Source organism: Bradyrhizobium sp. HKCCYLS1011 (genome assembly GCF_051167795.1).
GTDB lineage: Bacteria > Pseudomonadota > Alphaproteobacteria > Rhizobiales > Xanthobacteraceae > Bradyrhizobium.
The window spans coordinates 1-24166 of the sequence record NZ_JBNPTT010000003.1; the positions used below are offsets into that span (position 1 = coordinate 1).

At 60.0% G+C, this 24166-nt stretch carries 21 protein-coding genes; 11 read left to right on the top strand and 10 right to left on the bottom strand.

Annotated features, from left to right (window positions below; translation table 11 throughout):
- Nucleotides 1-564: 564 nt before the first annotated feature.
- The gene (locus ACQR1W_RS08985; protein WP_434850469.1) at nucleotides 565-2097 is read right to left on the bottom strand and encodes a flagellin; all 1533 of its coding nucleotides are present in this window, start codon (nucleotides 2095-2097) and stop codon (nucleotides 565-567) included.
- 274 nt (nucleotides 2098-2371) lie between these two features.
- The gene (locus tag ACQR1W_RS08990; protein WP_434850470.1) at nucleotides 2372-3112 is read right to left on the bottom strand and encodes a histidine kinase; all 741 of its coding nucleotides are present in this window, start codon (nucleotides 3110-3112) and stop codon (nucleotides 2372-2374) included.
- 767 nt (nucleotides 3113-3879) lie between these two features.
- On the opposite strand from ACQR1W_RS08990, the gene ACQR1W_RS08995 reads away from it, so the two are divergent.
- The 5 genes from ACQR1W_RS08995 to ACQR1W_RS09015 all read left to right on the top strand — a co-directional run bounded on the left by ACQR1W_RS08995 (nucleotide 3880) and on the right by ACQR1W_RS09015 (nucleotide 8954).
- Nucleotides 3880-4599, top strand: a complete 720-nt coding sequence (locus ACQR1W_RS08995) for a Crp/Fnr family transcriptional regulator (protein WP_434850471.1) — start codon at nucleotides 3880-3882, stop codon at nucleotides 4597-4599.
- Nucleotides 4600-4818: 219 nt separating this feature from the next.
- Nucleotides 4819-5208, top strand: coding sequence for a response regulator (locus ACQR1W_RS09000; protein ID WP_008968243.1), 390 nt, complete (start codon nucleotides 4819-4821; stop codon nucleotides 5206-5208).
- A 222-nt stretch (nucleotides 5209-5430) separates the two neighbouring features.
- Nucleotides 5431-5844 (top strand): response regulator, encoded by a 414-nt coding sequence (locus ACQR1W_RS09005; RefSeq protein WP_434850472.1) that lies wholly within the window; start codon nucleotides 5431-5433, stop codon nucleotides 5842-5844.
- A 6-nt stretch (nucleotides 5845-5850) separates the two neighbouring features.
- Nucleotides 5851-8424: an ATP-binding protein gene (locus tag ACQR1W_RS09010; protein ID WP_434850473.1), complete on the top strand. Its 2574-nt coding sequence runs from the start codon at nucleotides 5851-5853 to the stop codon at nucleotides 8422-8424.
- Between the two features lie 284 nt (nucleotides 8425-8708).
- The gene (locus ACQR1W_RS09015) at nucleotides 8709-8954 is read left to right on the top strand and encodes a hypothetical protein (RefSeq protein ID WP_434850474.1); all 246 of its coding nucleotides are present in this window, start codon (nucleotides 8709-8711) and stop codon (nucleotides 8952-8954) included.
- A gap of 115 nt (nucleotides 8955-9069) precedes the next feature.
- Here the strand turns inward: ACQR1W_RS09015 and ACQR1W_RS09020 are convergent, their stop codons facing one another.
- Entirely contained in the window at nucleotides 9070-9702 is a 633-nt protein-coding gene (locus tag ACQR1W_RS09020) for a helix-turn-helix domain-containing protein (protein WP_434850475.1), read from the bottom strand.
- Between the two features lie 337 nt (nucleotides 9703-10039).
- On the opposite strand from ACQR1W_RS09020, the gene ACQR1W_RS09025 reads away from it, so the two are divergent.
- A complete protein-coding gene (locus ACQR1W_RS09025) occupies nucleotides 10040-11197 on the top strand; it encodes a hypothetical protein (RefSeq protein WP_434850476.1) in 1158 nt (385 codons plus the stop codon).
- Between the two features lie 362 nt (nucleotides 11198-11559).
- Complete coding sequence (locus tag ACQR1W_RS09030) at nucleotides 11560-11979, top strand: hypothetical protein (protein WP_434850477.1); 420 nt, start codon at nucleotides 11560-11562, stop codon at nucleotides 11977-11979.
- Nucleotides 11980-12145: 166 nt separating this feature from the next.
- On the opposite strand, the gene ACQR1W_RS09035 is transcribed toward ACQR1W_RS09030, so the two are convergent.
- From ACQR1W_RS09035 to ACQR1W_RS09045, 3 genes are all read right to left on the bottom strand, one after another.
- A complete protein-coding gene (locus ACQR1W_RS09035) occupies nucleotides 12146-12469 on the bottom strand; it encodes a cupin domain-containing protein (protein ID WP_434850478.1) in 324 nt (107 codons plus the stop codon).
- A gap of 83 nt (nucleotides 12470-12552) precedes the next feature.
- On the bottom strand, nucleotides 12553-14190 hold the full coding sequence (gene ipdC / locus ACQR1W_RS09040; RefSeq protein WP_434850479.1) for an indolepyruvate/phenylpyruvate decarboxylase: 1638 nt from the start codon (nucleotides 14188-14190) through the stop codon (nucleotides 12553-12555).
- Between the two features lie 381 nt (nucleotides 14191-14571).
- A complete protein-coding gene (locus tag ACQR1W_RS09045; RefSeq protein ID WP_434850480.1) occupies nucleotides 14572-15966 on the bottom strand; it encodes an alpha-amylase family protein in 1395 nt (464 codons plus the stop codon).
- A gap of 264 nt (nucleotides 15967-16230) precedes the next feature.
- Between ACQR1W_RS09045 and ACQR1W_RS09050 the strand changes: the two genes are divergently transcribed.
- A complete protein-coding gene (locus tag ACQR1W_RS09050) occupies nucleotides 16231-16797 on the top strand; it encodes a hypothetical protein (protein ID WP_434850481.1) in 567 nt (188 codons plus the stop codon).
- 296 nt (nucleotides 16798-17093) lie between these two features.
- On the opposite strand, the gene ACQR1W_RS09055 is transcribed toward ACQR1W_RS09050, so the two are convergent.
- The 3 genes from ACQR1W_RS09055 to ACQR1W_RS09065 form a co-directional block, all read right to left on the bottom strand.
- Nucleotides 17094-17279: a hypothetical protein gene (locus ACQR1W_RS09055; RefSeq protein ID WP_434850482.1), complete on the bottom strand. Its 186-nt coding sequence runs from the start codon at nucleotides 17277-17279 to the stop codon at nucleotides 17094-17096.
- 275 nt (nucleotides 17280-17554) lie between these two features.
- A complete protein-coding gene (locus ACQR1W_RS09060; protein WP_434850483.1) occupies nucleotides 17555-17794 on the bottom strand; it encodes a hypothetical protein in 240 nt (79 codons plus the stop codon).
- Nucleotides 17795-18566: 772 nt separating this feature from the next.
- Complete coding sequence (locus ACQR1W_RS09065) at nucleotides 18567-18797, bottom strand: hypothetical protein (protein WP_434850484.1); 231 nt, start codon at nucleotides 18795-18797, stop codon at nucleotides 18567-18569.
- Nucleotides 18798-19668: 871 nt separating this feature from the next.
- Here ACQR1W_RS09065 and ACQR1W_RS09070 point away from each other — a divergent pair.
- A complete protein-coding gene (locus ACQR1W_RS09070; RefSeq protein ID WP_434850485.1) occupies nucleotides 19669-21132 on the top strand; it encodes an undecaprenyl-phosphate glucose phosphotransferase in 1464 nt (487 codons plus the stop codon).
- Nucleotides 21133-21718: 586 nt separating this feature from the next.
- On the opposite strand, the gene ACQR1W_RS09075 is transcribed toward ACQR1W_RS09070, so the two are convergent.
- Complete coding sequence (locus ACQR1W_RS09075; protein ID WP_434850486.1) at nucleotides 21719-22321, bottom strand: hypothetical protein; 603 nt, start codon at nucleotides 22319-22321, stop codon at nucleotides 21719-21721.
- Nucleotides 22322-22991: 670 nt separating this feature from the next.
- Between ACQR1W_RS09075 and ACQR1W_RS09080 the strand changes: the two genes are divergently transcribed.
- Together ACQR1W_RS09080 and ACQR1W_RS09085 are read left to right on the top strand one after the other, a co-directional pair.
- Nucleotides 22992-23378 carry an H-NS family nucleoid-associated regulatory protein gene (locus ACQR1W_RS09080; RefSeq protein ID WP_434850487.1) on the top strand — a complete coding sequence of 129 codons (387 nt, stop codon included), beginning with the start codon at nucleotides 22992-22994 and terminating at the stop codon, nucleotides 23376-23378.
- Nucleotides 23379-23779: 401 nt separating this feature from the next.
- A complete protein-coding gene (locus ACQR1W_RS09085; protein ID WP_434850488.1) occupies nucleotides 23780-24079 on the top strand; it encodes a hypothetical protein in 300 nt (99 codons plus the stop codon).
- Nucleotides 24080-24166 lie beyond the last annotated feature (87 nt).

The window sequence follows — 24166 nt, forward strand, 5'->3', positions numbered from 1 at the left end:
ATTGTCGACGGTGTCCAGGCTCTCGCTGGTCTCCGTCAGAAACTCACGCAACAGATCATCCATGAAACCAGGCCTTCCAAGAATTCGCGCTGCGACAACCGAGTAATCGCTGTCCGGCCGAGACATGCCGGCGGCATGCCCGTGCTCTCATAGGCGGCTTGGGTTCAAGCCCACACAGCCACCGCCTGGCTGAGATCAACGGACTTTCCTCTTACAATCGATAGACTTCCGCCTTCTCCGTCCCGTTAATTTCGAGGTCCGTGCAAATACGGAGGCGAGCTAGGTCGGTAACCTTACTATCGACCCAAGGCGCAAAAGATCCGACACCGCCTGGCTCGGCGCGGCTCGGGCTGCCGGCAAGTCGGATGCGCAATCGCGGCCGCAATTCGGCGCCAAGCATCCTCATCATTCGTTTCAGAAGCTACGCAGCTCGTGCTGCCGATACTTTCAACTCGGCGTATCTGCTCGACATCTCCTGGGCCATATCTGAGCTGCCGCTCATCAGGCCGAAGGCGGCGGGGTTGCCCCCGCCGCCTCGTTTGTTGGCTCGGCCTACAGTGCCGCTTAGCGCAGCAGCTGCAGCACGCTCGCCTGCGACTGGTTGGCGAGCGAGAGCGCGGACACAGCGATCGACTGGCGGGTCGACAGCGCCTGGCTGGTGGCCGCTTCCTCGTTGGTGTCGGCGAGCGTCAGGTTCGACGAACCGGTCTGCAGCACGTCGATCAGGTTCTTGTTGAAGTCCTGACGGACCTGCACAACCGACAGGTTCGAACCCAGCGTCGATGCCTCGGACCGCAGCGTGGAGCTGGCGGAGTTGAGGGTGTTGAGCACCTTGTTCGCCGACGAGTTGTCGAGGAAGTCCGTGCCCGAGGTCAGGCTGGTCAAACCAAGGCCGGTGCTGCTGAAGGTCACACCGGTGATCGACAGCGTCGACTTGCCGGTCTCGTTGAAGGTGAGCTTCAGCGTGTCGCCGTTCAACAGGTTGATGCCGTTGAACGAGGCGTCGGCCGCGGTCGTGTTGATCTGCGTCAGCACGTTGTTGTACTGCGCAACCAGGCTGGCCCGGTTGGACTGCGAGGTCGGATCGGAAACGGGGGCGCTGACGGTCAGACCGGTGAAGGCCGCGCCGCCGCTGACCGCTCCGATCGTCGAAGACGCCGCGTCGTTGGTCGTCGTGATCGAGATCTTGCCGGTCGAGGAGTCGACCGTGGCCTGCAGGTTGTTGGCTGCGAGGGCCGTGTTCAGATCATTCAACGAGTTGACCTTGCCCGTCCCGATACCGAAGGTGAGCGTGGTCGCAGTACCGCCGCCGGTAGCGCCGATCGTCAGTGTCTGGCCGGCAAGACCATCACCGACCGCGGTGAGACCGAGTTTCGCCAGCGCGCCGGTCGAGCCTGACAGTGTGAGGCCGGCCGCCGGAGGCGTCAGTGTGATGGCACCCGCGGTGACCGAGCCGCTCACGCCGGTCGCCGTCTGGATCGCCGAGAGCAGGTGGCCCACGGTGTCACCGATGCCGATCGACGTGCCGGTCGAGGTGGTGCCGGCGACGAAGGAGAACGTGGTGCCGTTCACGGTCAGCGTGTCGCCAGCCGAGAATCCGGTCGCCAGATCGTCTGAGGCGCTGCCCGCAGTGCCCGACAGCTTGGTCGTGGCGGTGATCGCGACGGCCGTGGTGTTGTCGTTCAGGAGGGCGGAGCCGGTGACGGCGGTGGTGGAGGCCGCGAGCAGGCTGGTCGCAGTGGCATTGGTCAGCGCAGCCGTCGTGACAGTGGACTTGGTGGAGTAGCCGACCGAGGTCTGCAAGACCTGGTTGGCGATCGACTTGGCGCTGTCGACCAGCTTCTGCAGCGAGGTGATGCCGGTGTTGGCGGCCTGCAGCACCTGCACGCCGTTGCCGATACCATCGAGCAGATTGGAGATGTCGGAAGCGCGGTTGTCGAGACCCTGCGCGGTGAAGAAGTTGGTCGGGTTGTCGAGCGCCGAGTTGACCTTCTTACCGGTGGCGAGGTTGTTCTGGGTGGTGGCGAGAAGCTGTGCGGTCGACTGCAGCGAGAGCAGATTCTGGCGCACCGACGCCGAAAGAACGATACCTGACATTGTCATTCCCTTCTGGATGAACAGTTTGAACACCGCCGCACAGTTCTGTCGGCGATGGCGCAGACTGGTCCGCGGAGTCCTACCCGTTCGTTAAATGGAGTTCTGCATTTCCAGGGAGAAGGACGGCTGCCGTGGTTATCCCTAACTGCAACCTAATCGTTGATGCCAATTTGTGCCCAAACAGGCCGGCAAGCGCCCGTGTCCGAAATTCACCTTCCTTGATATGGCAAGACGGATCGGTCCTCCGCGCTATCTGCGGTCCATTAGCCCGCCGCTAACCATGAGGAGGAAACTCCGCGCGCGGCAGTGAAATCTCGACCTTTGCCACGGCCCCTGCAGCTTCCTCGATGGCGAGACGCCCGTTCGACCGCCTGACGAAGTCTTCGACCATCCCGATCTGGGTAAACATCTGGGACGAGCTCACGGCGATGTTTCCATTCGCCATCGCCTTGAGCGAAATCACGACGCAATTGACTGCGGCCCGATCCGCAGCATTGACCACCGAGCAGCCGGCCTCGAAGCGCAGCGCGCCGCCTTCCGGCATCGCGTTGCGCGCGGTTATTCCGAGACAAAGCAGCGCTGCCATGAGCTGGCCTGGATCAGCAAAGGCGTTCGGCGTCTCGGCCGCCACTTCGGTGGTGATCTCGATCTGCGACCCCAGGGTAGGACGAAGCAGACGGCCGACATCGGTCAGCAGCTCGTTGATGTCAACTTGACACGGCTGGGGCGGCCGCCCGCGGGCGAAAGCCAGGAGCTGTGAGGTCAGCCGTGCACCTCGACTCGCAGCCTCGTCGATCAACCGCGCCACGGCCGCAAGCTCCGGTCGATCCGTCACAGCTTGGGCAAGTATATCGATGGTCCCCGTGATGACCGTCAGGACATTGTTGAAGTCGTGAAGTATGCCGCCGGCGATCTGGCCGACCAGCGCCATGCCCTGCCCTTGGCTCAGTAGCGTCTGCTCCTCGTCTTGCGATGCAGGCTGATCAGGCTTCTGTTGTTGAAATCGTGCCGCCATTTTCGCTGCATTCCTGGATTTGACGAACCGATGCCGCGATTTGAAATCCCTCCAGCGCAGGCTCCGAATCCGTCTGCAGGAGTGCAAATCGAAACGCGATACGGGACTCGTGGACCGCCGCCGTCGTCGCCATTCGCGAACAACATTAAAGCCATTGACTCCGACGGCTCGACACGCAGGCGTCACCTGCTTGAGCCAAGTCGCCGCGCGAGATCGACTTCCACACCGACAACTCGAGTAGTGATCGCCCCAGATTGCAAAGGCGACCATTGCGGATCAAGCGTGAGAACCCGACGAATCAGCGCGTTCATTCACTCTCGTCTGCAATGCCGCGGCCTGTCAATCACACCGACACGAAGTTACATCGTCGACTCCCATCATGCGTCATGTTGTTCAATGCCCATCGGACGGAATGCTGGCAGCGCAAGCGCAAGGACGGGCTCGGCATTTCATGCCGAGCTACTTCACGCCTCACGATCGATCCGGCGCGGTCGACAATGCAACAACCCGCTGTTCGCCAGGCGCGCGCGGCGAACCACCATGTCCGGCCGACGCCTGAACTGAACTGAACTATCTCGTTCAGCGTCCCTGTGCATCTGCACAATACCACCCACACAAATCAGAGCGAATTTAGCTAAAAATCGAACGAAGGCTTTCCGGCCGATTTCTCTTGTCAGAGGAACGCACGAGATTCATTGTGTGGGGTGATCAGCGTGCATTGTCGGCTGGCTGGAGGCGTCCTTACCAGCAAGGCAGGAGATCTGACTTTGGACACGAGCCCGCGCTCTCCGAATGGATTTTTGTCGGCGCTGACTGAAGACGATTTTGAGCTCATCCGCCCCCATTTGCGGGTCGTTGATCTGCTCCAGGATTCGACCCTCGCCGAGGTCGGGGAAAGGCTACAGCGCGCTTATTTTCCCCATCGCGGCGTGATTTCATTGGTTGTCAATCTGGCACGCGGCGAGCGCGTGCAGGTCGCCATGATCGGACGCGACAGCGTGTTCGGCGCCGCATCGGCGCTCACCGTGGAACCGATCGCGCTGAACAGCGCCGTCGTGATGGTGCCCGGCGTCGCGACCACGATCGAGCTCGATCGCCTTCGCGCTGCGGCCGACCAAAGCCCTACGTTCCGGGCGCTGCTCATCAGGCACGCACTCGCCATCTACGTGCAGACCCAGCAGACTGCGGGCTGCAACGCGGCCCATACCGTCGAATCCCGGCTCGCACGCTGCCTATTGCAGACGCACGACCTGTCCGGCGGCAGCAAGCTTTATCTGACCCAGGAATCGCTGGCGCATATGATCGGCGCGCGCCGCAACAGCGTCTCGCTGGTCGCCAGCACCTTGCAGCAAGCGAACTTCATCCATTACAGTCGCGGCCATATCGATATTGTCGATCTCGAGGGCTTGAAGAAGACCGCTTGCGAATGTTACGCCGCGGTCAAGACACAGTACGACCGCCTGGTGCGACCGCGCTCCTCGCTCTGAATTCGTCGAGATGTTCCGCGAGCCGCTGACGCCGCCTCCGTAGAATTACGGCGCCCTTCACAATCCCGACAATTGTACGGGACGGCATTAACGCGCTGTTCAACGGGCACTGATAATTGTCAGATGCTGACGAGCGCGAGTCCAAAAGCGTCGAATAGTCTTCGTGCTGAATATCTCGCCCGTGTTCGGCTGATGACGAAACGCGCGGAGTAACGTGACATGGCCTTTGATCTGTCGATGCCCATCCTGGTGGTCGATGACTACGCCACGATGATCCGGATCATCCGCAACCTGCTGAAGCAACTCGGATTCGAGAACGTCGATGATGCCAGCGATGGATCGGCTGCGCTGTCAAAGATGCAGGCCAAGAAATATGGTTTGGTCATCTCCGACTGGAACATGGAACCGATGACCGGCTACGATCTGCTCCGGGAGGTCCGCGCCAGCCCCGAGCTCTCGAAAACGCCCTTCATCATGATTACGGCGGAGTCGAAGACCGAGAACGTCATTGCCGCCAAGAAGGCAGGCGTGAGCAACTATATCGTGAAGCCGTTCAATGCGGCGACGCTCAAGACCAAGATGGAAGCCGTGTTCGGTCCGGCCGAATAGATCGGCCGCCCATTGACAGCGGTGGCGGATTGCATGCTCAGCCGCCGTTTTCGCGCCTGCCGTGTCGACGCCACACGCGGTTCCGCGGAATTCTCGTCCCGATTGTCCGCCGCTCGTCCGTAATCCTACGGGATCGAAAATTTACGAGGGCGTCAGAGGCGCCAGCTTAAACCAAGCGGTGGGCCTGCCGAGCGATGCCTAGGCCGGCACGGGAAAGGCAACATGCGCAACGAACTCCTCGTGATCGAAGATGCCGACGTGCATCTGTCAATTCTGCGGAAGATTGCCGCTCAGGCCGGCTTCAACACAACGGGTGTGAACTCGGTCGAAGGGGCCTGCACCGTGCTGCGGCGACAGACCTTCGACTGCATCACGCTCGACCTCTCGCTCGGCGAACGATCCGGGATCGAGGTCCTCGAGCTGCTGGCCGAACTGAAATGTCGTGCGCCGGTCATCATCATCAGCGCATCCGACGACAAGGCGCTCGCAGAGACTGTGCGCATCGGAAACTTTCTCAGCGTCAACGTCTGTCCGCCGTTCGCGAAGCCGATCAATCTGCAGCTGCTTCGAGAGACCTTGAAGCAGATCGCGACGGATACCGAGCGGCAGAAACTGGTCAGATCCGCCGGCTGGTAGCAAAAGATGGCTGCTTCCAAACGCGTCCTGGGCGTGCCGGCTGCGATCGCGCTGGCCCTGATCGGCATCATCGCCGGCAGCAACCTGTTCTTTCTCAGCAATCTGCGCGAACGCGCGCTGCAGGAGAGCGAGGAAGAACTCAGCCGCTATAGCCTGACGCTTGCGGAGAACGCCGACCGCTCGCTCAAGTCCGTCGACCTCGTTTTGTCGAGCGTCGGCGACTACCTCGTCCGTCGCGGCGCCGTGGATGCAACGACCTTTCGCGTGGCCGCCTCCGATATCGAAACCCACCACCTGTTGAAGGAGAAGATCGCGGGCCTGCCGCAACTCGATGCTGTCACCCTGATCGACGCACAAGGCAAGCTGCTCAACTTCTCCCGTTATTGGCCCATCCCCGACGTCAACATCTCCGATCGTGATTATTTCACAACATTGAAGGCAGATGCTGCGCCCGGAACCGTCATCAGCATGCCGTATCAGAACCGCGGCGACGGCACCTGGAACTTCTATCTCGCCCGCCGCCTGAACGACGCCAAGGGCGAGTTCATGGGACTGATGCTGGGCGCCCTGTCGGTGCCCTATCTTGAGAACGTATTCGGCTCCACTTCGCTCGGACTCGATGCCAACGTCGCGCTGCTGCGCGACGACGGCGTGATGATCGCACATTTCCCGCCGGTCAATGAGCTCGGCAGTCCCTCGTCGGGATTCGGCCAGCGCACCCTTGCGGCCGGTGGCGTGCTTCGCGAGCCGAGCCGCAAGACCGGTGAGGCGAGGCTGCGCGCGGCAAAGATGCTGCCGAGCTATCCGGCCACCGTTGTCGTCTCCGTCTCACAAGAACATGCGCTCAGAAGCTGGCGCGCCATGGCGACCCTGCTCACGATCATGTCGCTTGTCAGCACTGTCGCCGTGCTCGCCGCCGCGGTGCTGATTACGCGCTGGTGGCGTCGACACGAGCACCTGATTCATGCCGCGGAGGCGGCGAATGCGGCAAAATCGACCTTCGTGGCCATGATGAGCCACGAAATCCGCACACCGATGAACGCAGTGCTCGGGCTCGCCACCACGCTGCTCGAGACCGATCTCGATCCCGAGCAGCGGCGCTCGGTGGTCGCGATCCACAACGCCGGTGACAGCCTCCTGGAGATCCTCAACGACATTCTCGATTTCTCCAAGCTGGAGTCCGGCCAGCTCTCGCTTGAAGACATCGCGTTCTCCGCCGAGGCGATGGTCCACAACGCCCTCTCCATCATCGGGCCGCGAGCGGCCGCCAAGGACCTTACGATCAGAAGCGTCATCGATCCCGAGCTGCCGCCGGCGCTGATTGGCGACGCCGGCCGCATCCGCCAGATTCTGCTGAACCTGGTGTCGAACGCGGTGAAGTTCACCGCGGCAGGCGAAGTCATCGTCACGACCAGCTGCGTCGCTCGGGACGGGCAGAAGGCAACGATCGAATGGTCGGTCAGCGACACCGGCATTGGGATCGCGCCCGAGAAAATCCGCACGCTGTTCGCCAACTTCGTGCAGGCTGATGCCTCCATCAATCGGCGCTTCGGCGGCTCGGGCCTCGGTCTTGCGATCTGCAAGCGCCTGACCGAACAGATGGGCGGCGAGATCAACGTATCATCGACCCTGGGCCGCGGCTCGACGTTCTCGTTCCGCCTCACGCTGCCGATCGCGGAGACGGCGGCTGCGCCCGAACAGAATGACGACGGCATCTTCGCGGCGTTGCAGAGCCGGATCGCGGCGTTCGGTCGGCCTCTGCGCGTGCTGGTCGTCGACGACAACCCGACCAACCGGCTGGTCGCGACGAAAATGCTGAAGGAATTCGACATCCAGACCGACACGGCCTGCGACGGCGCCGAGGCCGTCACAGCCGCCAACCGCTTCAACTACGACCTGATCCTGATGGACGTCCGGATGCCGGAGATGGACGGCTTCCAGGCCACGCGGACCATCCGTGCGCGCGGCGAACGGCGCTCCGAGGTTCCGATCATTGCCTTTACTGCCAACGCGTTCATGGAAGATATCAGGGCCTGCAGAGAGGCAGGCATGAACGATTTCGTCGTCAAGCCCGCGCGCAAGAAGGCGTTGGTGGAGGCGATCCTGCGCGTCCTCCCGATCCCGATGCCTCCCGCCGCGAGGGACACGCTGAAGGGATCTGCGGCTCCGCCATTGCAGCCCACGGAAACGAGCGGTTCGCTCGCGACGCTACGATTGGAGACCGAAGTCGCGCCTGAGCCCGCGCTCGACCACGAGGCCTATGCCGAGCTGCTGGGCGAGATCGGCGAGGATGCAGCACGGGAGATCCATTCCGTCTTCATCAGCGAAACCGATGCACGGTTGAAATTGCTGCGCGAGCTCTCGCTCAATCGCGAGCGCATCCGGATTGGTCGGGAGGCCCATTCGCTGAAGAGCGCTGCAGGAACCTTCGGCTATCGACGGCTTGCGAGCCTCGCTTTGGCGCTGGAGAAGAGCGCGCCGCGCCTCTCGAAGGAGGACTACGCGGAGCTGCTGGACAGCATCGATGCGGCCTATGCCGCGGCCCGCGCACAGGAGCTGGAGGAGACGCAACCGAACTAATGTGACGGCTCAGAGAATTTGCTTCAGTGTCTCGGCGAAGTGCATCGAGCGAATCTCCGAATCGAACCACACCGGAATCCGGAACTTCTGATGACCTTCGAGTCCGTAGTTCGCCTATGAGATCGCTGCAGCGCCGTCGCTGTTTCGTCAATTTTGACTGATTTTTCGGACGCGTGTCGCATGTAGCGCCCGCGCCAAAACCCTGCCGTACTTCTACGGCCCCCGATTTTCACAAACGACTAATGATGAATTGCGACACTCCTGCGAACATAGGAGATGTGTCCATGTTTACATTCGAAACAGCCGACCAGAAGGAAGTCAGGCGTTTTCGCATCGCGCAGTTCAACGGCAGACCGGCAACTGTAAAATCCGGTGGCGCCACCATCACGGGCCATGTGCGTTCGGTGATGGAAAAGGAAGCCAGTGTGCCGCCGCGCTGGACCATCACCATCGTTCCAATGCCGCCAAAACCGGAAGCTCCGTTGCGGCCGACGTCGCGCGTGCGCCCGTTCGCGGAAGACTATTTCTAATTCTAACAGCTCGCGGCCAAGGCTGCAGAGCAGCCGCGAGCTTTTGCCACAGACGCTTGTGGCCTTGCTGGCGCGATGTGCCCCGGCCAAGTCGACGCGGTGCCGACGCCCTATCTCAGTCCAGCGCCTGGAGCAGCGCAGCTCGAACCAGCTCGGCGGTATTGCGGGCGCCAAGCTTGCGCATCGCCTCAGCGCGATGGCTCTCGAACGTGCGTGGGCTGATCCTCATGCGCAAGGCGCCCTGCTTGTTGGAATAGCCCTCGCTGATGAGCTGCAACACCTCGCGTTCGCGCGGCGTCAGCGGCCTCTGCTGGCGGGCAACCGGGGCCGGGACGCTTGGCATCGAGGCGCCACCGGCTGCATTCTGATCGGCAGAGCGTGAGCGCCCTGTTGTCGAAGGCACATGCGAGCCCGAGATCTGGCGGACCAACGCACAAACCCGCTCTGTCTGTTCGACCGCATTGTCCACGATCGCCTGCAGATAGCGTCGCTCCGTGCGTGTCTGCGCGATCTTGTCACTCTGCTGCTTGATCTCGCCCATGTAAAGCAAGAGTGCCATCAGCGAGCCGTTTAGCTGGCGCGCAAGCGCATCGCCGCTCGGTTCCGCGCCTGGCACGTGGGTCGGCACGCCTGAATTGAAGTCCGAGGAATTTGGACTCTCCTCCAGAAGCCGATGGTCAGCGAGCTGTCGCCCAGGCACCGTCGGCATGGGCCGATCGTCGACAATGATCTTGCTCGGCTGTGGCATGCCCGGGATTGTGTCCGAAAACATGCTTAACGAGCGTTAACTTCCCGATCCGTATTATTACGGGAATTCGAAATAAGCCCTTACAACGCATGGGCAATTTTCTCGCCCTGGTTGCAGACGCATCCGCCCCCTCTCCGTGCGTTCATCACTTCCTAAGATAGACGTGGCCTTCTGCGCCTTGCGTGTCGCCCGCCGCCCGGTCCATCGGACCGCCAGAGCCCCGGCAATTTTCGTTTACTCGGTTTGATTAATCGAGTGCGAACAATTTTGTGTTTGCATCGGTCATTCTCGCCCCCGGTGCGAGCGAGCCAGGCGTTTCGCAGAAAACCAGACCTCAATGGGATCGATCGACAGGATCTGGGAATTCCTGCAGCGGCTATCGCCGCTGACGCGGAGCTGTTTGCTCAGCGAGCTCGAACGGCTCGAAATGAATGGCGTCGAGATGCCTGGCTCGTCCGACATCCAGGCGCGGCTGCGTGCTGAGTTCCGCAAGGACGGCACCACGCATCACCGGACCGCGAACCCATCCCGATATTTCTTCATGCCGATCGAGCAGTTATTGATCGACGGCTCGCCCGAGCATGCCAATTCGGGGCGGATCGCGCGCTCATCGCTGGCGCCGATCTGGGAATGGATCAGCCGCGATCTGCTGCCGACCATGGCCCGCGACTACAATGCCCAGATGAAGGATCTGATCGCGTCCGACCGGCAGCGCGAGATTCGCCAGGCCGCCAACGCTTTCCAGACCAAGGTGACGAAGTCCTTCGAGGGCGTGCTGGCGCGTTCCGATGGCCCGGAGCAGGTCCGTGGCAAGCTCAAGGCCTACACGGCAGCCCGCTCCGTGTTCGAGGACGTGATCAAGCTGATGCAGGCCCTCCAGGCGCGCGACGAGCTGGCGAAATTCAACGATACGCTGCCGGAACGGATCGTGGAGTTCGACGATCCCCAGGTCAAGAAGATGACCGCCCTGCTCGATGGCTTTCGGAAGAAGACGCCGGAGGCGGTGCCCTTTGCGCTCGCGCTCGTGGCCAAGCGATTGAAGGAACCTTGGCAGTTACTGCGCCTCGCCACCAAGGCAGCCCGCAGCAAGAACGCCGCGGACGTCGCCGCGACGCCCTATGCAATTGCCGTATCGATGGTGCTGGACCAGCTCGAGGACAAGCGCCTGGCGCTTCGGATCGCCTTGAAGAACAACCGCGTGGTCGTTGCCAAGGAAATCTTGACCGACATCTACGACACCGAATACGCCATACAGGTGCGCCTCGATCGGCTTGAGGACTCCGATTGGGGCAGACGGTTGCAGAGCATCATGCAAGCGATCGAGACCATGGTCGCAGCCGAAGTAAGCCGCTTCCCGCAGGAGGTCGGCCATGTGCTCGGGTCTCGTCGGCTCCGCAGCCATCGTTCGCTCAGCGGCCGACTGACTTATTTCGCCTATAAGGGCCGCGACGCAATCCAGGACGGCGCCGCCTTCTGCAAGCGGCTGATCGGCTGACGACCGCTCAACTTCGCCCCCAATCTCGAAGGCGTGAGGCGCGATCATCCTTCACGCTGGCGCCGAAGCGCGACTATGGGCGTCGGCTGCGCCGCCCCAGAAACGTGTCCAGGAACCGTCCGGAGAACACGAATCTGAGCCACCAATAGGCCAGTCGTCGTGTCGTCATCAGGTCTTCCTTATCGCCGCGACCAGCGTGTCTCTTGATTATCGCACTGCGCAATGATCGCGTGTGAGTTGCTTCACATTTGCCGGAGAGAGGTCCTGTCAGCACCTTTGCGGTTTACAGACCAACGCTCCACGTCGATGCTCGCGCGCGATCGGCGCCGAACGCCGTTGACGCTATGTGAAGAGAACACGACATGAGATCGACATCGGCATTGCTGACCGCCCTCGCCGTCCTGACATCGGCCGCCGTCTACAGTTCGGGCAGCATCGCTCAGACACCGCCGGCCAGCACGGCAACGCCGATGCCCGACAATGCCGTGCTGTTGACGGTCTTTCTCAAACACGATCAATCGCGCCCGCTGAGCGAGCTTAATGCGCAGCTCGAGAAGCAGGGCTTCTACAAGGCATTTCCGCCCGCGGGCGTGGAGGTGGTGAGCTGGTACGTGATGATGGGGATCGGCCAGGTCGTCACGTTGCGGCTGCCGGCGTCACGGCTGCGCGAGGTCAACCGGATTCTGGAAGACACCGCGTGGGGCTCGTATCGCACCGAATTTTATCCGACGTATGACTACAAGGCTGTCGGCCTTGCCTCGCACGAGAAGGCCGCGCAGTAGCGCCATCGGCAATCCGCAGCGTCGCCTGCCGACGCTACTGCTGCACATCATGGTTGCGGTTCTCCCATGCAATGATCTCGAGGCGCTTGATCGCGGGCAGGGCTTTGCCGGGGGGGGGGGCGGCCTGTCGGACCGTCCGACCACCACCGAGATCTTTCGACGCAGCCTATTCGTCCCGGCCATGGACCTGCGCCGGCGGCGCGGTTGCTTCCAGCGCCGTGAACGGCTCCAGGATGCGATAGCTATGCTCGGCTTGGGCCGGCACCAGCCAGGAATCACCGGGTCCGAGTTTGACGATCTGGCCTTCGAGGCTGAGCTCTGCACGTCCGGAGATCACGTAACCGACGGTTTCGTAGTCGCGGCGCACCGGTTGCTTGGCCTGAGGCTGCTCCGCTTTCCACAGCCGCATCGCAACGCGCTTGCCCGAAGCGAGATAGATCTGCCCCATTGCCCCTTCAGGGGCGGTCTCCGCGGAAGCAGATCGGTTCATGCGGGGCGCGGGAACGCCGAAGCTCGGCTCACAACCGCCGATCGGTGTATTCGGCCGGTCGGGGACGCACCGCGATGCGTCGTTCAGCTCTTCGCCATCCGCTCGCGCGCCGATTTGAAGCCCGCGACGAAGCGCGCCAAGGTGTCGGAGGTCTTCCCGCGCGGCAGCATCACTTCGATCAGCGAGAACTGTCCGCGCCGTGCCACGGCGCGATCGAGCGCCGCAGCAAGTTCGCCGCGCGTCGTCACCCGCTCGCCGGTCCCGCCGATCGCATTGGCAACCTCTGCGAAATGCCAGTCGTCGAGATTGTTGAAGCGCGATTCCGGCTGGAACACGCGCAACATCTCCCAACTGCAATTGTTGAACAGCACGACGATCGGATCGAGGCCGTGGCGGCGGCAATTGCCGAGCTCCCAGCCGGTCATCTGGAACGCGCCATCGCCGACCAGGATCAGCGGCCGCAGGCCGGTCGCGGCGACGCCGAAGCCGGCCGGCACGCCAAAGCCCATGCCGGCATAATAACCCGGTGCGGCCAGCGCAGTGTTGTCGATCTCCATCGCCGTGAACAGACAGTCGCCGATATCAGATGTCATCGGCATCTTGCCATAGCGATCGAACATGTCGTTGATCGCGGTCGCGACATCGGACGGCGCGAGTGGTTGATCATCCTGCGGCAAACCGCGTGGATAGGTCGAGCGCTGCCGCGGCATGCCGGCGCGCGGGGGCTGCGGCACGGCCCGGCTCTCCAGCGCGCCGATCAGATCGGAAAGCGGCATGTCGCGATAGACATGATGGCCGATCTGCACCTCGCGGCTCGAGGCCATGATCGTCCGCCGCGGGTCGGGCGCCCGGTTCGACAGCGCGAAATTGGTGTCCGACAGAATGACCCCGAGCATGAGCACGAGATCGGCCTCTTCCACCACGCGCGTGATCGCAGGATCGCCGGCTACACCGAGATAAGTGCCGGCAACAACATCGTCGGCCTGATCCAGCAGGCCGCGGCCCATGAAGGTCGTGACCAGCGGGACGTTGAGCTTGCGCGCCAGTGCGGCGATCCTGTCCTCGACGCCATAGCGACGGATTTCAACATCGACCACGATGACGGGCGCCAACGCATGTTGGAGGCGGCCGAGGATCTCCTCGACGCATTCGCCAAGCGCCTCAGCATCGGCCCGCCGCGGCGGCAGCGCCACGACCGGTTCGACCTCGGCATCGACCATGTCGCGGGGAAATTCGAGATAGACCGGCAGCGACATCTCCCTGGCGCTACGCAATACGCGCGCAATCTGCGCCGGAGCGGTGGCCGGATCACTCAGCACCGCCTGATCGCAGGTGATCTCCTTGAACACGGCAAGCTGCGTGTCGATCGTGCGCGCCTGGTGATGCAGCAGGAAGCCTGAGACTCGCTCGCGTGCGCCGGGCGCGCCTGCGATCACCACGACCGGCGAGCGCTCGGCATAGGCGCCGGCGATCGAATTGACCAGGTTGAAGGCGCCGGCACCGTAGGTCACCACGGCCACACCGAGGCCGCCATGGTAGCGCGCGGCGGCATCGGCGGCGAAGCCCACTGCCGGCTCATGGCTCAAGGTAAAGCTCGGCAGGATGTTGCTCTCCTCGATCACCTTGAACAGCGGCAGCACGAAATCACCGGGAATGCCGAAGATTTCGCGAGCGCCGTGTTCCCTTAGGGCGGCGAGAAGCGCATGGGCAAGAGCTGGCATCGGATATCCTAGATAGGGCTCGCTGCGATGGTTCGTCGTTACACAATGCGGCAGCCGGTGCCAACGCACAAGGAGCGGCGCTGGCGGTGATGCCGACCAAGGCCGACTTCGCTCAATTGCCGCCAGTCGACACGTTCTGCGATCGCTGGGCGTGCAGTTCGGGGACTGTGGGCTCCGGTGACAGAGAGCGCGAATCGCGCGGCAAGGGGCGCGACCATGCCGAGCTTCATCATCACCGTTCTGCGGTTGGTGATTGGCAAGAACAGGAAGACAAAAAGGGCAAGCACGAGCACCAGGTCGAAAGCATCGAATATGGCTCACCTCCTCCGTGGCGGAGAAGATGCGGCCGAACCCCGGCAACGACTGTGGATCGCGTCACATTCAGCGCGGCGCGAGAATGCCGAAGCCGTGCGCGGGAATGACGACGTCCGTCACCTGATCCTTGCGATGGACTGCGAGTTCACCTGCGATGCTTTGGGCAGCCGCCGGAACGGTTCGCGTCACCGGGGCATCCGAGACGTTCAGGGCCGTCCAAAGTCGAGAACTGCCGCAGGACGCCTCAATGACGACGTCCGTATTGTGCAATTCGACCATTCGGCTTCGCGCGCAATGCAGCCACGGATGGCGCCGCCGCAACCCGATCAGGAGCTGATGCAGCCGGTAGACAGGCCAGCCGAACGGGGCGAGGCCATCGGGCGCTGCTGGAAAGGCGGGGCGGATCGCATCGTCACCGCCGGCGCGATGCTCCTTGATGCCGCGGAACGCCTGCTCGTCGCCGGCATAGATGGACGGCGTGCCCGCAATTGTCATCAGAATGGCCAGGGCATGCGCCAGATGGCGCTCGTCCTTCAACTGGCTCGCGATCCGCGTCACGTCGTGATTACCGATGAAAGTCTGGGGCACGAAGCTATCGAGCAGCGCGTTGTGCCGCTCCAGCGCCCAGGCGAGCTCGAAGAAGTTGCGATCGTTCAGCGCGCTCCAGATCGCCTTCCATAATTCATATTGCGTGACGGCATCGACGCCGGTCTCGCGCACGAAGCCGGCATAGTCGCCATGGATCACTTCGCCGAAGATGTACGCGTCGGGGTGCCTGGCGCGGACCAAAGGCAGCACCTTGTGCCAGAACGATCGCGGAACGGCGTAGGCGGCATCCAGCCGCCACCCGTCGGCACCCCGGTCGAGCCAATGATTCATGACGCGGGTGACATAGTCGGCGACCTCGGACGCATCATGGTTGAGCGCGACGAGCTGGGCGTGGCCTTCGAAGGTCGCGTAGTCGGGCTCCGACATCCCGGCGGAATTCACCGGCCACGCCAGTCGAAACCAGGCGGCGTCATCGGTATTGGCGCGGCTCGCGATCGCGCGTTGAAAGCGTGGGAAATCGCGTCCGACATGATTGAAGACGCCGTCGAGCACGACCCGCAAGCCCTTGGCGTGGGCAGCCGCAATCAGCGCGTTGAAGTCCTCCTCCTCGCCAAGCCGTGGGTCGATCCGGAAATGATCGATCGTGTCATAACTGTGGGTGGAGGACGCGAAGATCGGTGCCAGCAGAAGCGCGGATGCGCCGAGCTCGACGGCATAATCGAGCCAGCCGATCAGACGGCGCAAGCGGTGCGTAACGATAGCATCCGCCGTAAGCTGAGGCTCGGCACCGACGAACCCCAAAGGATAGATGTGCCAGAACACGCTTCGCTCGACCCAGCCAGGCAATGCCTCACCTCCTTGCGACTTGGTATCGATCGTCGCCTCATACAGCAGCAATTCTCCTCTGAGCACTCAACCTATCGCTTAAGGTCTGGCCAGGAGCCACAGAAAACAGAGTCGATTTCAATCGAACTTCACATGCTATCTCAACGAGATCCGACACTCGGAGGCTACCAAACCAGCTTGCCCGCGTGGTGACGGATTTAGCGTCTGGGCGAGTGAACTCGCATCGGGATCCCGCCGGCATTGAGCTTGACGCGTTACTCTTTATATCCCTATTTAATGATCATCGAACTTAATCCGTTTTTGCCTAAACATTTCTTCTAAGAGCCGCATATGGCAAGCGCATTCCAAACAATTGTCGACTTCTACGTTCGGAATGGAAACAGCAAGGCCATTCAGGACTCGCTGGCGCATCGGCGGAAGCTGACCAGCGATCTGAAATCGATCTCCAACGCCGATCGTCATCTTCCGCTGCTCGAGGAGTTAACGGAAGAGATCGGGTTGCTGGAAGGAGGCTTGAAACGCCTGCAGGGACTGGCCGAGGCGGTCCCTGCTCCAAATATCACTCAGCCTCCCATTCAAGATTCTCCTCCTCAAAATGAAGTAAAGCTTGTCGGCTTGGAGGTGTCTGCCTCGACCACCAGTCCGCACGCCACGAAAGACCAGCACGAAGCATCCCCGACTCGTAAGCCAGTCGAGGTGCTAGCCGTTCGTGTGTCGGGAGCGCGCCCTCAGCAGACAATCGGGACGGCCGCTTTGGAAGGCGAGCTTCAAGGGCGGTCGACGCCGATTCAAATTGTCGGGTTGACGGTCGGCGATGCATCCCCCGGCTCCGACCATCAAAGTGATAAACAGGTCGGCAGCAACGAAAAGAATGATCTTCCGGGCGACTCGACCTGAACTATCGAGACAAGTTAGGAAACGAGATAAGTCAGGAAAACTGACGCACCAGCGTCATTCGACCGAACAATGCAAAATCTCAGATCATGAAACCGCCTGAGCGAGCGTAGATCTGTCTTGGGCCGGCCATCACCCGCAAGTCTGGCCGAGGTAAAACTCCGGTCCCAGCAAATACGATCTTGACAACTGGTGATGCCAGATCGTCTTCCGAACACGCTAACTGGGAAGGAGCGTCGAGGCTTCGGCCTGTTGCCAAGCTTGCAGCAGCACGACGCGCCAGATTTCAGGCGGAAGATCTAGTGCAGGACGACCGGAAGCCCGACCGGAAGCCCCATTTCTCGGGCGACCAAATTCGACGCATTCCTGATCTCGTCCTTGGTCATTTGTTCGATATCACGCTCGGCCTCACGTACCGCGGCCCGCAATTGAATCAATTCACGAAAGCATTGGGCGAGCTGTTGATTCGTCAATAACTTTGGCATCCGATCTCTATCCATTTTTTTGTTTGCGGCGGCCGAGGTCTCACGGAGACAGAAGCTCCATGTTCCTCACATTTAATAGCACACGCATTATCAGGCGCATTATGAACTGCTTCACTATCACCGCCCCGGCGCACACGCTCCTGGTTTCGCTTGGCGAATCCATCGACATCTGCGGGCGTCGACTTCTAACACAGAGAAGCGGCCTGTTAACCATTAGACGACGCCCGTACGATCGACACAGATCTGCTCTCGCCGAGGGCTGTTTTCGGCCGTGACTAGCTAACGACGCAGATCGTTTGCCCGGCACCGGCAGAAAGCTGCACATCGAACACGCCAACATCCAGATTTGACGCGTTGCCCGAACGGCGGGAGCCAAAGACCAGCTGTAAGGGAAGATTTAATGCGAAAACGGTAATATAATGCAGCCGCCATCCCAGCATCGCGAAGCTCGGATCAGGCGAGCGAGGAGCAACCGCGAGATCGCAGAGGGAGCTCGCTCGAATCAGAATGTCCAAGACATCCTTGGGTCCGACAACGGCTAGCGCTGATCGCGGCAAACGATATAGTGCGAGCTTGATTCAGCAGTTGCCGGGGCAAGTGCGGAAGCGTCCTGCGGCCGGCCGTATTCTGACAGGAATGTCTTCATGAAACTCCTTTCCGCTGTTGCGCTTGTCCTCGGCCTTTCGGTCATTCCCCTTTCACAGTCCGCCGCCGTCGACCTGGGCCCGGGCTTCTTGGGGACCCTTCCCGTCTATTCGGGCGATTATCCTTACTATGATGGAGCATACCCGCCCAATCCGCTCTTCGCGCCTTACGGATATTATGCCTGCCGTGGGGGGTGCTGCCGCAAGGCAGTGCCAGTGGGCCGGCATTGGCGAAACGTAATTGCGTGCAGCCCGGTCCATTTTTCGCGGTCGAGGATAGATTGAACCATCTCGGGTGGCGGTCTCGGCTGTCTTTATAGCCGAGCTTCCAACCGCACCGCTGCTGGTCGAAGCAACCGGCCCATCGGCACCGGCAAGCTGATCCTCGTTGCTCGCGGGCACCGAATGCTGATGTCGTGAGGCAAGGTGAGCTGCTCGCAAGCGGCAAAGCTGAAGAGCAGGGCCGCGGCCAGCTTAAGTCACAGGGAGATGAACCTGGGCATCCACCAATGCCTGGGCCATTCATTGTTCTGTGGGCATTTTACTGCCCGCGGTGTGAGATGAGCGGGATTGATATCCCGGCTCGTTCGCCATGCGCGACCTCGAGGCCCCGCCTCGCCTGGCCCCTTGATGGCCATGTACGTCATGACTTCATCGCCAGGCTGCGTCGTCTTGATGAACCCAGGTTGGGAGAGAGAGGCTCATGTCCTGCGGTGAGCGCAATGCGACCACATTGAGCGATCCGCAACTCGCGGCGCAGCCGCTTGATCTCGAGAAATTGGGCGGCCAAGTCCGGAGCCTTATCCTGCTCCAGGACCTTAAGTTCGTCACTCTGGTGGGCCAGTCTTATCTGCAGCGAGCGCCGGTTTTCCATTTTTTGGCATCTCCTAAAAACTGTCGCATTCCTGCATCGGGCGTGCCAACTGCTATTGCATCATTTTGTTGCAACCAAGCTCCTATTGACACGACCCGATCGGCCTTTCGCCCGCACGGGCCGTTCTAAATGTTTTGTTATGGGACAGGCTGGCCATTCGGGATGTATGACGTCTAAACCGTCTTGGTGTCATGCGCACAACAGGGCCATCTCTGGCGAGGTTTCCAGCCGGCGGCTCATGCGAGTTGCCCGAGCAAGCGCCTGCTCTCGCCCCTGCAAAGCTGCTCCGCTCCCCCGAGACATCGATTCGCCGCCATCCGATGAATAAAACGTCGCCAGGAAAACCCAACGGGTTAACCATAACGGGTTAACCAAACGGGTTCATGGCGCGGCTCACCGTGGCGAGGGCATCACGTGCCCGCGCACGCCGGAAGAAGGCCAACATTGACTCGAGCGCGAGACAAACCTTCCGATCGAGGCGGCGCCACCTGAGTTGCAACAACGAAAGGGGGCCAAGTTTTTTGGGGTTTTTCCGCGGTCCACAATTCTGAAAAGAAGACCGATTAAACTGCGTGGCTTGGGCCGGATAGAGATCCACACTCGCGTCCAGGCTTTAACCCGGCCGTATCTTGTCATCCTGGATTCAACGGCTTGCCGCCGATCCCGGCGTCAAAAATGACCTCGCGGCATTTTAGAGCTTGCAAGGGCCGATACCGTACCAAAGGCCAAGCTTCAGGCATCATCGCCTTAAAAATTGATATTGCGCCACACAAATAGCCATCGTATATTGTTTTAGTTAACGGATATTTAAATCGACGATTTGAACTCAATTTCTCGCTGGATCGAAATTAAATAGGCGGTGGCGGCGGCTATGTCGATTAAATCTGATGTTAATGAACAGACTGCGCACTATGCATATTCGGTTAGCCCGAACTCGAAGGCGCTCTCATCCGGCATTGTATCTTATGGACTACTAAGCTGCGACGCGACCGTCATTTTCGTATCGGCTCTCATTGGCGGCGTGGGGTATCAATTTCTCGCCGGAAACTCCGGTTCCGAATACGTGCTTGAAAGCGGCGTCGGGTTGCTCGCCAGCATATTGTACGTTCTTAGAATGCATGGAAGCGGCCATTATGATTTTCAGGAAATTGCCAAGCCGAGAGTTGAGCTCAAGGAAATACTTGTTTGCTGGTTTAGCACCGGCCTGCTCCTTGCGTTCATTGCGTTTCTTCTGAAGATCAGCGTCGTTTACTCACGCGGTGCTTTTATTATCTTCGGCTCTCTCGCAGCCGTTGGGCTGCTTCTGAGCCGGAAGGCTGCGAAAGAGGCGATCGCGCGTGCCGTTGAACGAGGCGCGATAGGTGGGCGCGACACTGTCTTGATCGGCGATTTCGCCGAAATGGCTGCTTTGACCCCGGCCGATTTACTGGTTCTCTGCGGCGCTACCGAGGTAAATCGATTTATTCTGGGGGTCGAACGGGATATCTCGGAGCGGTCCCTGCTGGATACGCAGGTCATCAGTGCCGCATCTCAATTCGTGCGGAAACATAACTGCCGGCAGGTCCTCATCGCGCTGCCGTGGAACGACATTGACCGCATAGAGCTGGTCAAGAACCAGATGAAATTGCTTCCGGTTGCATCTCAGTTGCTGCCGGACCTGCGAATCCGATCGTTGACCAGCCTTACCTCGTCCGCGCAGCGAGGAGCTCTCGTCGTCGAGATTCAGAGGGCTCCGCTGTCAGAATGGCAGCGTCTCGTGAAGCGCGGGATGGACGTCGTGTTTTCCTCTCTCGCGATCGTATTTTTCCTGCCGATCATGTTTCTCGCGGCGGCGGCTATCAAGCTCGGAAGTCCCGGGCCTGTGATCTTTCGACAGCTGCGGCGAGGATTTAACGGCAAGGAGTTTGTTATTTACAAATTCCGCACAATGACCGTGCAGGAAAACGGCTCGCACGTCGTTCAGGCAACTCGCAACGATATGAGGGTGACGGGCGTCGGGCGACTGCTTAGAGCAGCTAGCATCGATGAGTTGCCGCAGCTCTTCAACGTGGTCAAGGGCGACATGTCGCTGGTGGGACCGAGACCCCATGCTCTGGCGCACGATAGTTACTTCGAAACAGTCCTGAGTGATTATGCTGTGAGGCACCACGTCAAGCCGGGCATCACCGGCTGGGCTCAATGCAACGGCGCCCGGGGCGAAACGCCGACGGTCCAACATATCGCAAAGCGCGTGAAGCTCGACCTTTGGTACATCAACAATTGGAGCATTTGGCTCGACCTGTTTATTCTCATCAAGACCGTCTTCGAGGTTTTGCGGAAACGGAACGCCTATTGAAGCGGACCATCGGTCGGATGCCTGAGCGGCACGCCGGAGCGAGGTCCTGCGAAGTTCGCTGAGGCATCGACTCTCCCACGGAGAAGGGCAGGATTTGACCCGCGCTCGTGTCTTTCAGGGACGACGCAGAATTTGTTTGACTGGAAAAACGGCGGGTCTTGGATTGATTTGTCCTGACCCGCAATCATCTCGCTCCACGATGAGCTGCCGCTCGCTCGCTACGAGCTACCGTCAGCAGCATGAGCTTGTCGGATAAAATCACAGCTTGTTGCCGGGTGCCTCCGCACCGACAATTCCTCTTTGTCACCCGCCAACCGTCAGGGCGCGTCAGCGGGAGAAGTTCCGCGATACGCGATGATGACGATGATGATGATCAAGACGTGCCGCAAGTACACCAGCGGCAGACGAAGTCCGTCAACCCGCGTGGTCAGCTCGAACGGTCACGCCCCACGCAAACGACGCCGAACCGACGGACAGAATGAAGTTGATCGAGGCCGGCATCCGCCGCTGAGGCCTAAGCCAGCCGGGGTCTTATGCCACTCTGCTTACGACCGCAGCAAAATGAGGATGCCTCGAATACTCCTGCCTACGCTAAGGCCGCCAAAGCGGTGACTCTCTTGCGCCGCTGATACCAGGCAAAGACGCCGGCTATGGCGAGAGTCGACGCCACCAGTGAAATACTCGAAGGAATCGGGGTCGCGGCCACGGTCGAGCCATCTGAGAATATGTTCAGATTTCCAAATCCAAGTGGAAGGCCATCTGTGCCCAGAAGACCAGCGATCGTAAGTTGGCTCACGATCTCCATTGTAACCGCTCCGCTCGGAGCAGGAACGAACACTGGTCCAGCACCAATTCCGTGCGAGCTCGTGTACATATTATAGGAGAGATAATTTATTTCGTTGTAGGATTTCAGGATCTGCCCGGTACTATCGTAAAACTTGACTACAAAATTGTCAGTATAGGAACTGTAGCACGTGGCACAGATCGACGGGTCGCGAACTCCGAGCGTGCTGATATTTATCGATAATCTTGAGGTGTCAGAGCCAATCTGAAAAAAACTATCCGAATAGCCGTCGGGAAGTGGACCGGAATAAGTCGCAGCCGCCGCTGGCGCGCTGGCTCGGAGTAGGACCACCCCGGCCGTCATTGCGGCGAGTAAGGTTCTTTGGATTGGGAACGCCAAAATCATCGCCAGCTCCAATACTCGCAATCTCTGCACACAACCGACCACATAAATCCTATTTTAAGACTTTAATGTGGAGTGTACCGCAAAGCAATGGTCTCTAGCGGGGCGGCCGCCCTACAGTTAATCTCGGAATACTCCGGTGATCGTCGGAACAGAGGCTCGTCGCCCTCCCGTCTATATCTGTATTATCAAGCCATATGCCAATTAATCGCATATGCGGCGGCGAAACTATACATACGGAACGCCCGTCACTTTTGCCCTGCTCTGATCGTTACCAGTGCGGGCTCCGCGCCTGCTTCAGAATACTCGCCCTCCTATGCATCATTCGGACCTGAAATGCCCGGGTCGTTATCGAAATCCAAACCTTCTGTTTTTGATTGCCGTCGCGCGGGACGCCCAATTGCTGCGCCTATCTCGGTTGGGAAGCAGCAACTGTCGTTCAAGTGATTTCGTATCGCTAGAGCCCACTTTTGAACGGGTCAGCCCGCCAAATTCGTTATCGCGACCAAATTAAATGTGTCTCCCTATGCCGAAGCCTAATGACCAGATGTGCAACTCGCCTAAGCAGAGGAATTCACTGACCTAAGTAGCAGCAATTGCGACATTCTACTAGAAATCGGATAAAATAGGGCTATTATTGTTCCGATTCCAAGAACCGACCGAAAGTTGCGGGATGGTTAGAAAATTAAATCTCGATGCCATGTCGGTCGATGAGATATGGCAGCTTCACGAAACAGTTATTGAAGTTCTTGCAGCGAGGCTAACTGCCGAAAAGCATGCGCTGGAAAAACGGCTGGCTCAATTGCACCGTGACAAGGACTGGTCCCTTCTTAATTCCGACGAAGCTCCTCTTTCACCAGGAGCGAACGGGACACACGAGGCACGCAAATATTCGAAGGTCTCGCCCAAATACCGCAATCCGAACGAGCCAACCGAGACATGGTCCGGTCGAGGCAAACGCCCCCGTTGGTTGACGGCCGCCCTCCGCACGGGCCACAAAATTGAGGATTTTGTGATCGGCGCGGGTGAGCCAGAGAACGGCCCCCCTCAGAGCACCTAGCGCATATTTGCAATCCTACGCTCCGGCGATCGGCCGATGAATTGGCGCGCTGAAGTTTGGCGCGCTCCAACCTCTTGATCCAATTTTCTTTTTCGCGATCTGGTCCTGACGCACCATCTCGCATGACGGGGTCAATTTCGCGCAATAGTTGTATTGCGCTGGAATCGACCTTAACGGTATTCTAACGGACTATCTTTCGCGCTGCCACGTAATTACCTGAATTGGGTACGATCTGGTCAGAAGTTGGTGGCGTCTGTGGAAACGGTTGGCACACCCTATTGGCCAGTCTCGCGTTCGAGCGGCGGCTGACTTCAAAGGTTGTTAACTTGCCGGTGGGAACCTGTTCTTGAGCGGGCAAAATTCTGTCTTAGGACAGGCCCGCTTCAAGGGAGATGCTAGCAATGACAATGACAGCGGTCATTTTCTGTCTTTTGCTCGGCGCGTTGCTGGCGCAGCGATACAGCGTGCTGGCAATCCTGCCTGCCACACCCGTGGTCGTCATCGGCCTGGGAAGCGCGGGTATGACGACGGCAACCACCGGTTTCTGGTCATTGCTCACAATAGTGATCGTCGCAGCCGTCAGCCTTCAGATCGGTTACTTCGTGGGACTGGCGTGCGCACATTGCCGGTCGTTGTGGATCTCAAATAAGCTACCGGCCTACACCGCCCATCCGACATCGACCCAGAACTCAGCACGATAAGGCCTCCGGACTGGCCTCGTAACCGGGTCCTATTCCGCCATATCCTCCGCCATTCGCTCGCAGCCAATCGCGGACCGCCGTCCTGAG

Excerpts from the sequence above, each read along its gene's own strand:
- ACQR1W_RS08985 (WP_434850469.1), bottom strand. The coding sequence starts at position 2,097 with ATGTCAGGTATCGTTCTTTCGGCGTCGGTGCGCCAGAATCTGCTCTCG.
- ACQR1W_RS08990 (WP_434850470.1), bottom strand. The coding sequence starts at position 3,112 with ATGGCGGCACGATTTCAACAACAGAAGCCTGATCAGCCTGCATCGCAA.
- ACQR1W_RS09000 (WP_008968243.1), top strand. The coding sequence starts at position 4,819 with ATGGCCTTTGATCTGTCGATGCCCATCCTGGTGGTCGATGACTACGCC.
- ACQR1W_RS09005 (WP_434850472.1), top strand. The coding sequence starts at position 5,431 with ATGCGCAACGAACTCCTCGTGATCGAAGATGCCGACGTGCATCTGTCA.
- ACQR1W_RS09010 (WP_434850473.1), top strand. The coding sequence starts at position 5,851 with ATGGCTGCTTCCAAACGCGTCCTGGGCGTGCCGGCTGCGATCGCGCTG.
- ACQR1W_RS09015 (WP_434850474.1), top strand. The coding sequence starts at position 8,709 with ATGTTTACATTCGAAACAGCCGACCAGAAGGAAGTCAGGCGTTTTCGC.
- ACQR1W_RS09020 (WP_434850475.1), bottom strand. The coding sequence starts at position 9,702 with ATGCCACAGCCGAGCAAGATCATTGTCGACGATCGGCCCATGCCGACG.
- ACQR1W_RS09025 (WP_434850476.1), top strand. The coding sequence starts at position 10,040 with ATGGGATCGATCGACAGGATCTGGGAATTCCTGCAGCGGCTATCGCCG.
- ACQR1W_RS09030 (WP_434850477.1), top strand. The coding sequence starts at position 11,560 with ATGAGATCGACATCGGCATTGCTGACCGCCCTCGCCGTCCTGACATCG.
- ACQR1W_RS09035 (WP_434850478.1), bottom strand. The coding sequence starts at position 12,469 with ATGAACCGATCTGCTTCCGCGGAGACCGCCCCTGAAGGGGCAATGGGG.
- ipdC (WP_434850479.1), bottom strand. The coding sequence starts at position 14,190 with ATGCCAGCTCTTGCCCATGCGCTTCTCGCCGCCCTAAGGGAACACGGC.
- ACQR1W_RS09050 (WP_434850481.1), top strand. The coding sequence starts at position 16,231 with ATGGCAAGCGCATTCCAAACAATTGTCGACTTCTACGTTCGGAATGGA.
- ACQR1W_RS09055 (WP_434850482.1), bottom strand. The coding sequence starts at position 17,279 with ATGCCAAAGTTATTGACGAATCAACAGCTCGCCCAATGCTTTCGTGAA.
- ACQR1W_RS09065 (WP_434850484.1), bottom strand. The coding sequence starts at position 18,797 with ATGGAAAACCGGCGCTCGCTGCAGATAAGACTGGCCCACCAGAGTGAC.
- ACQR1W_RS09070 (WP_434850485.1), top strand. The coding sequence starts at position 19,669 with ATGTCGATTAAATCTGATGTTAATGAACAGACTGCGCACTATGCATAT.
- ACQR1W_RS09075 (WP_434850486.1), bottom strand. The coding sequence starts at position 22,321 with ATGATTTTGGCGTTCCCAATCCAAAGAACCTTACTCGCCGCAATGACG.
- ACQR1W_RS09080 (WP_434850487.1), top strand. The coding sequence starts at position 22,992 with ATGGTTAGAAAATTAAATCTCGATGCCATGTCGGTCGATGAGATATGG.
- ACQR1W_RS09085 (WP_434850488.1), top strand. The coding sequence starts at position 23,780 with ATGACAATGACAGCGGTCATTTTCTGTCTTTTGCTCGGCGCGTTGCTG.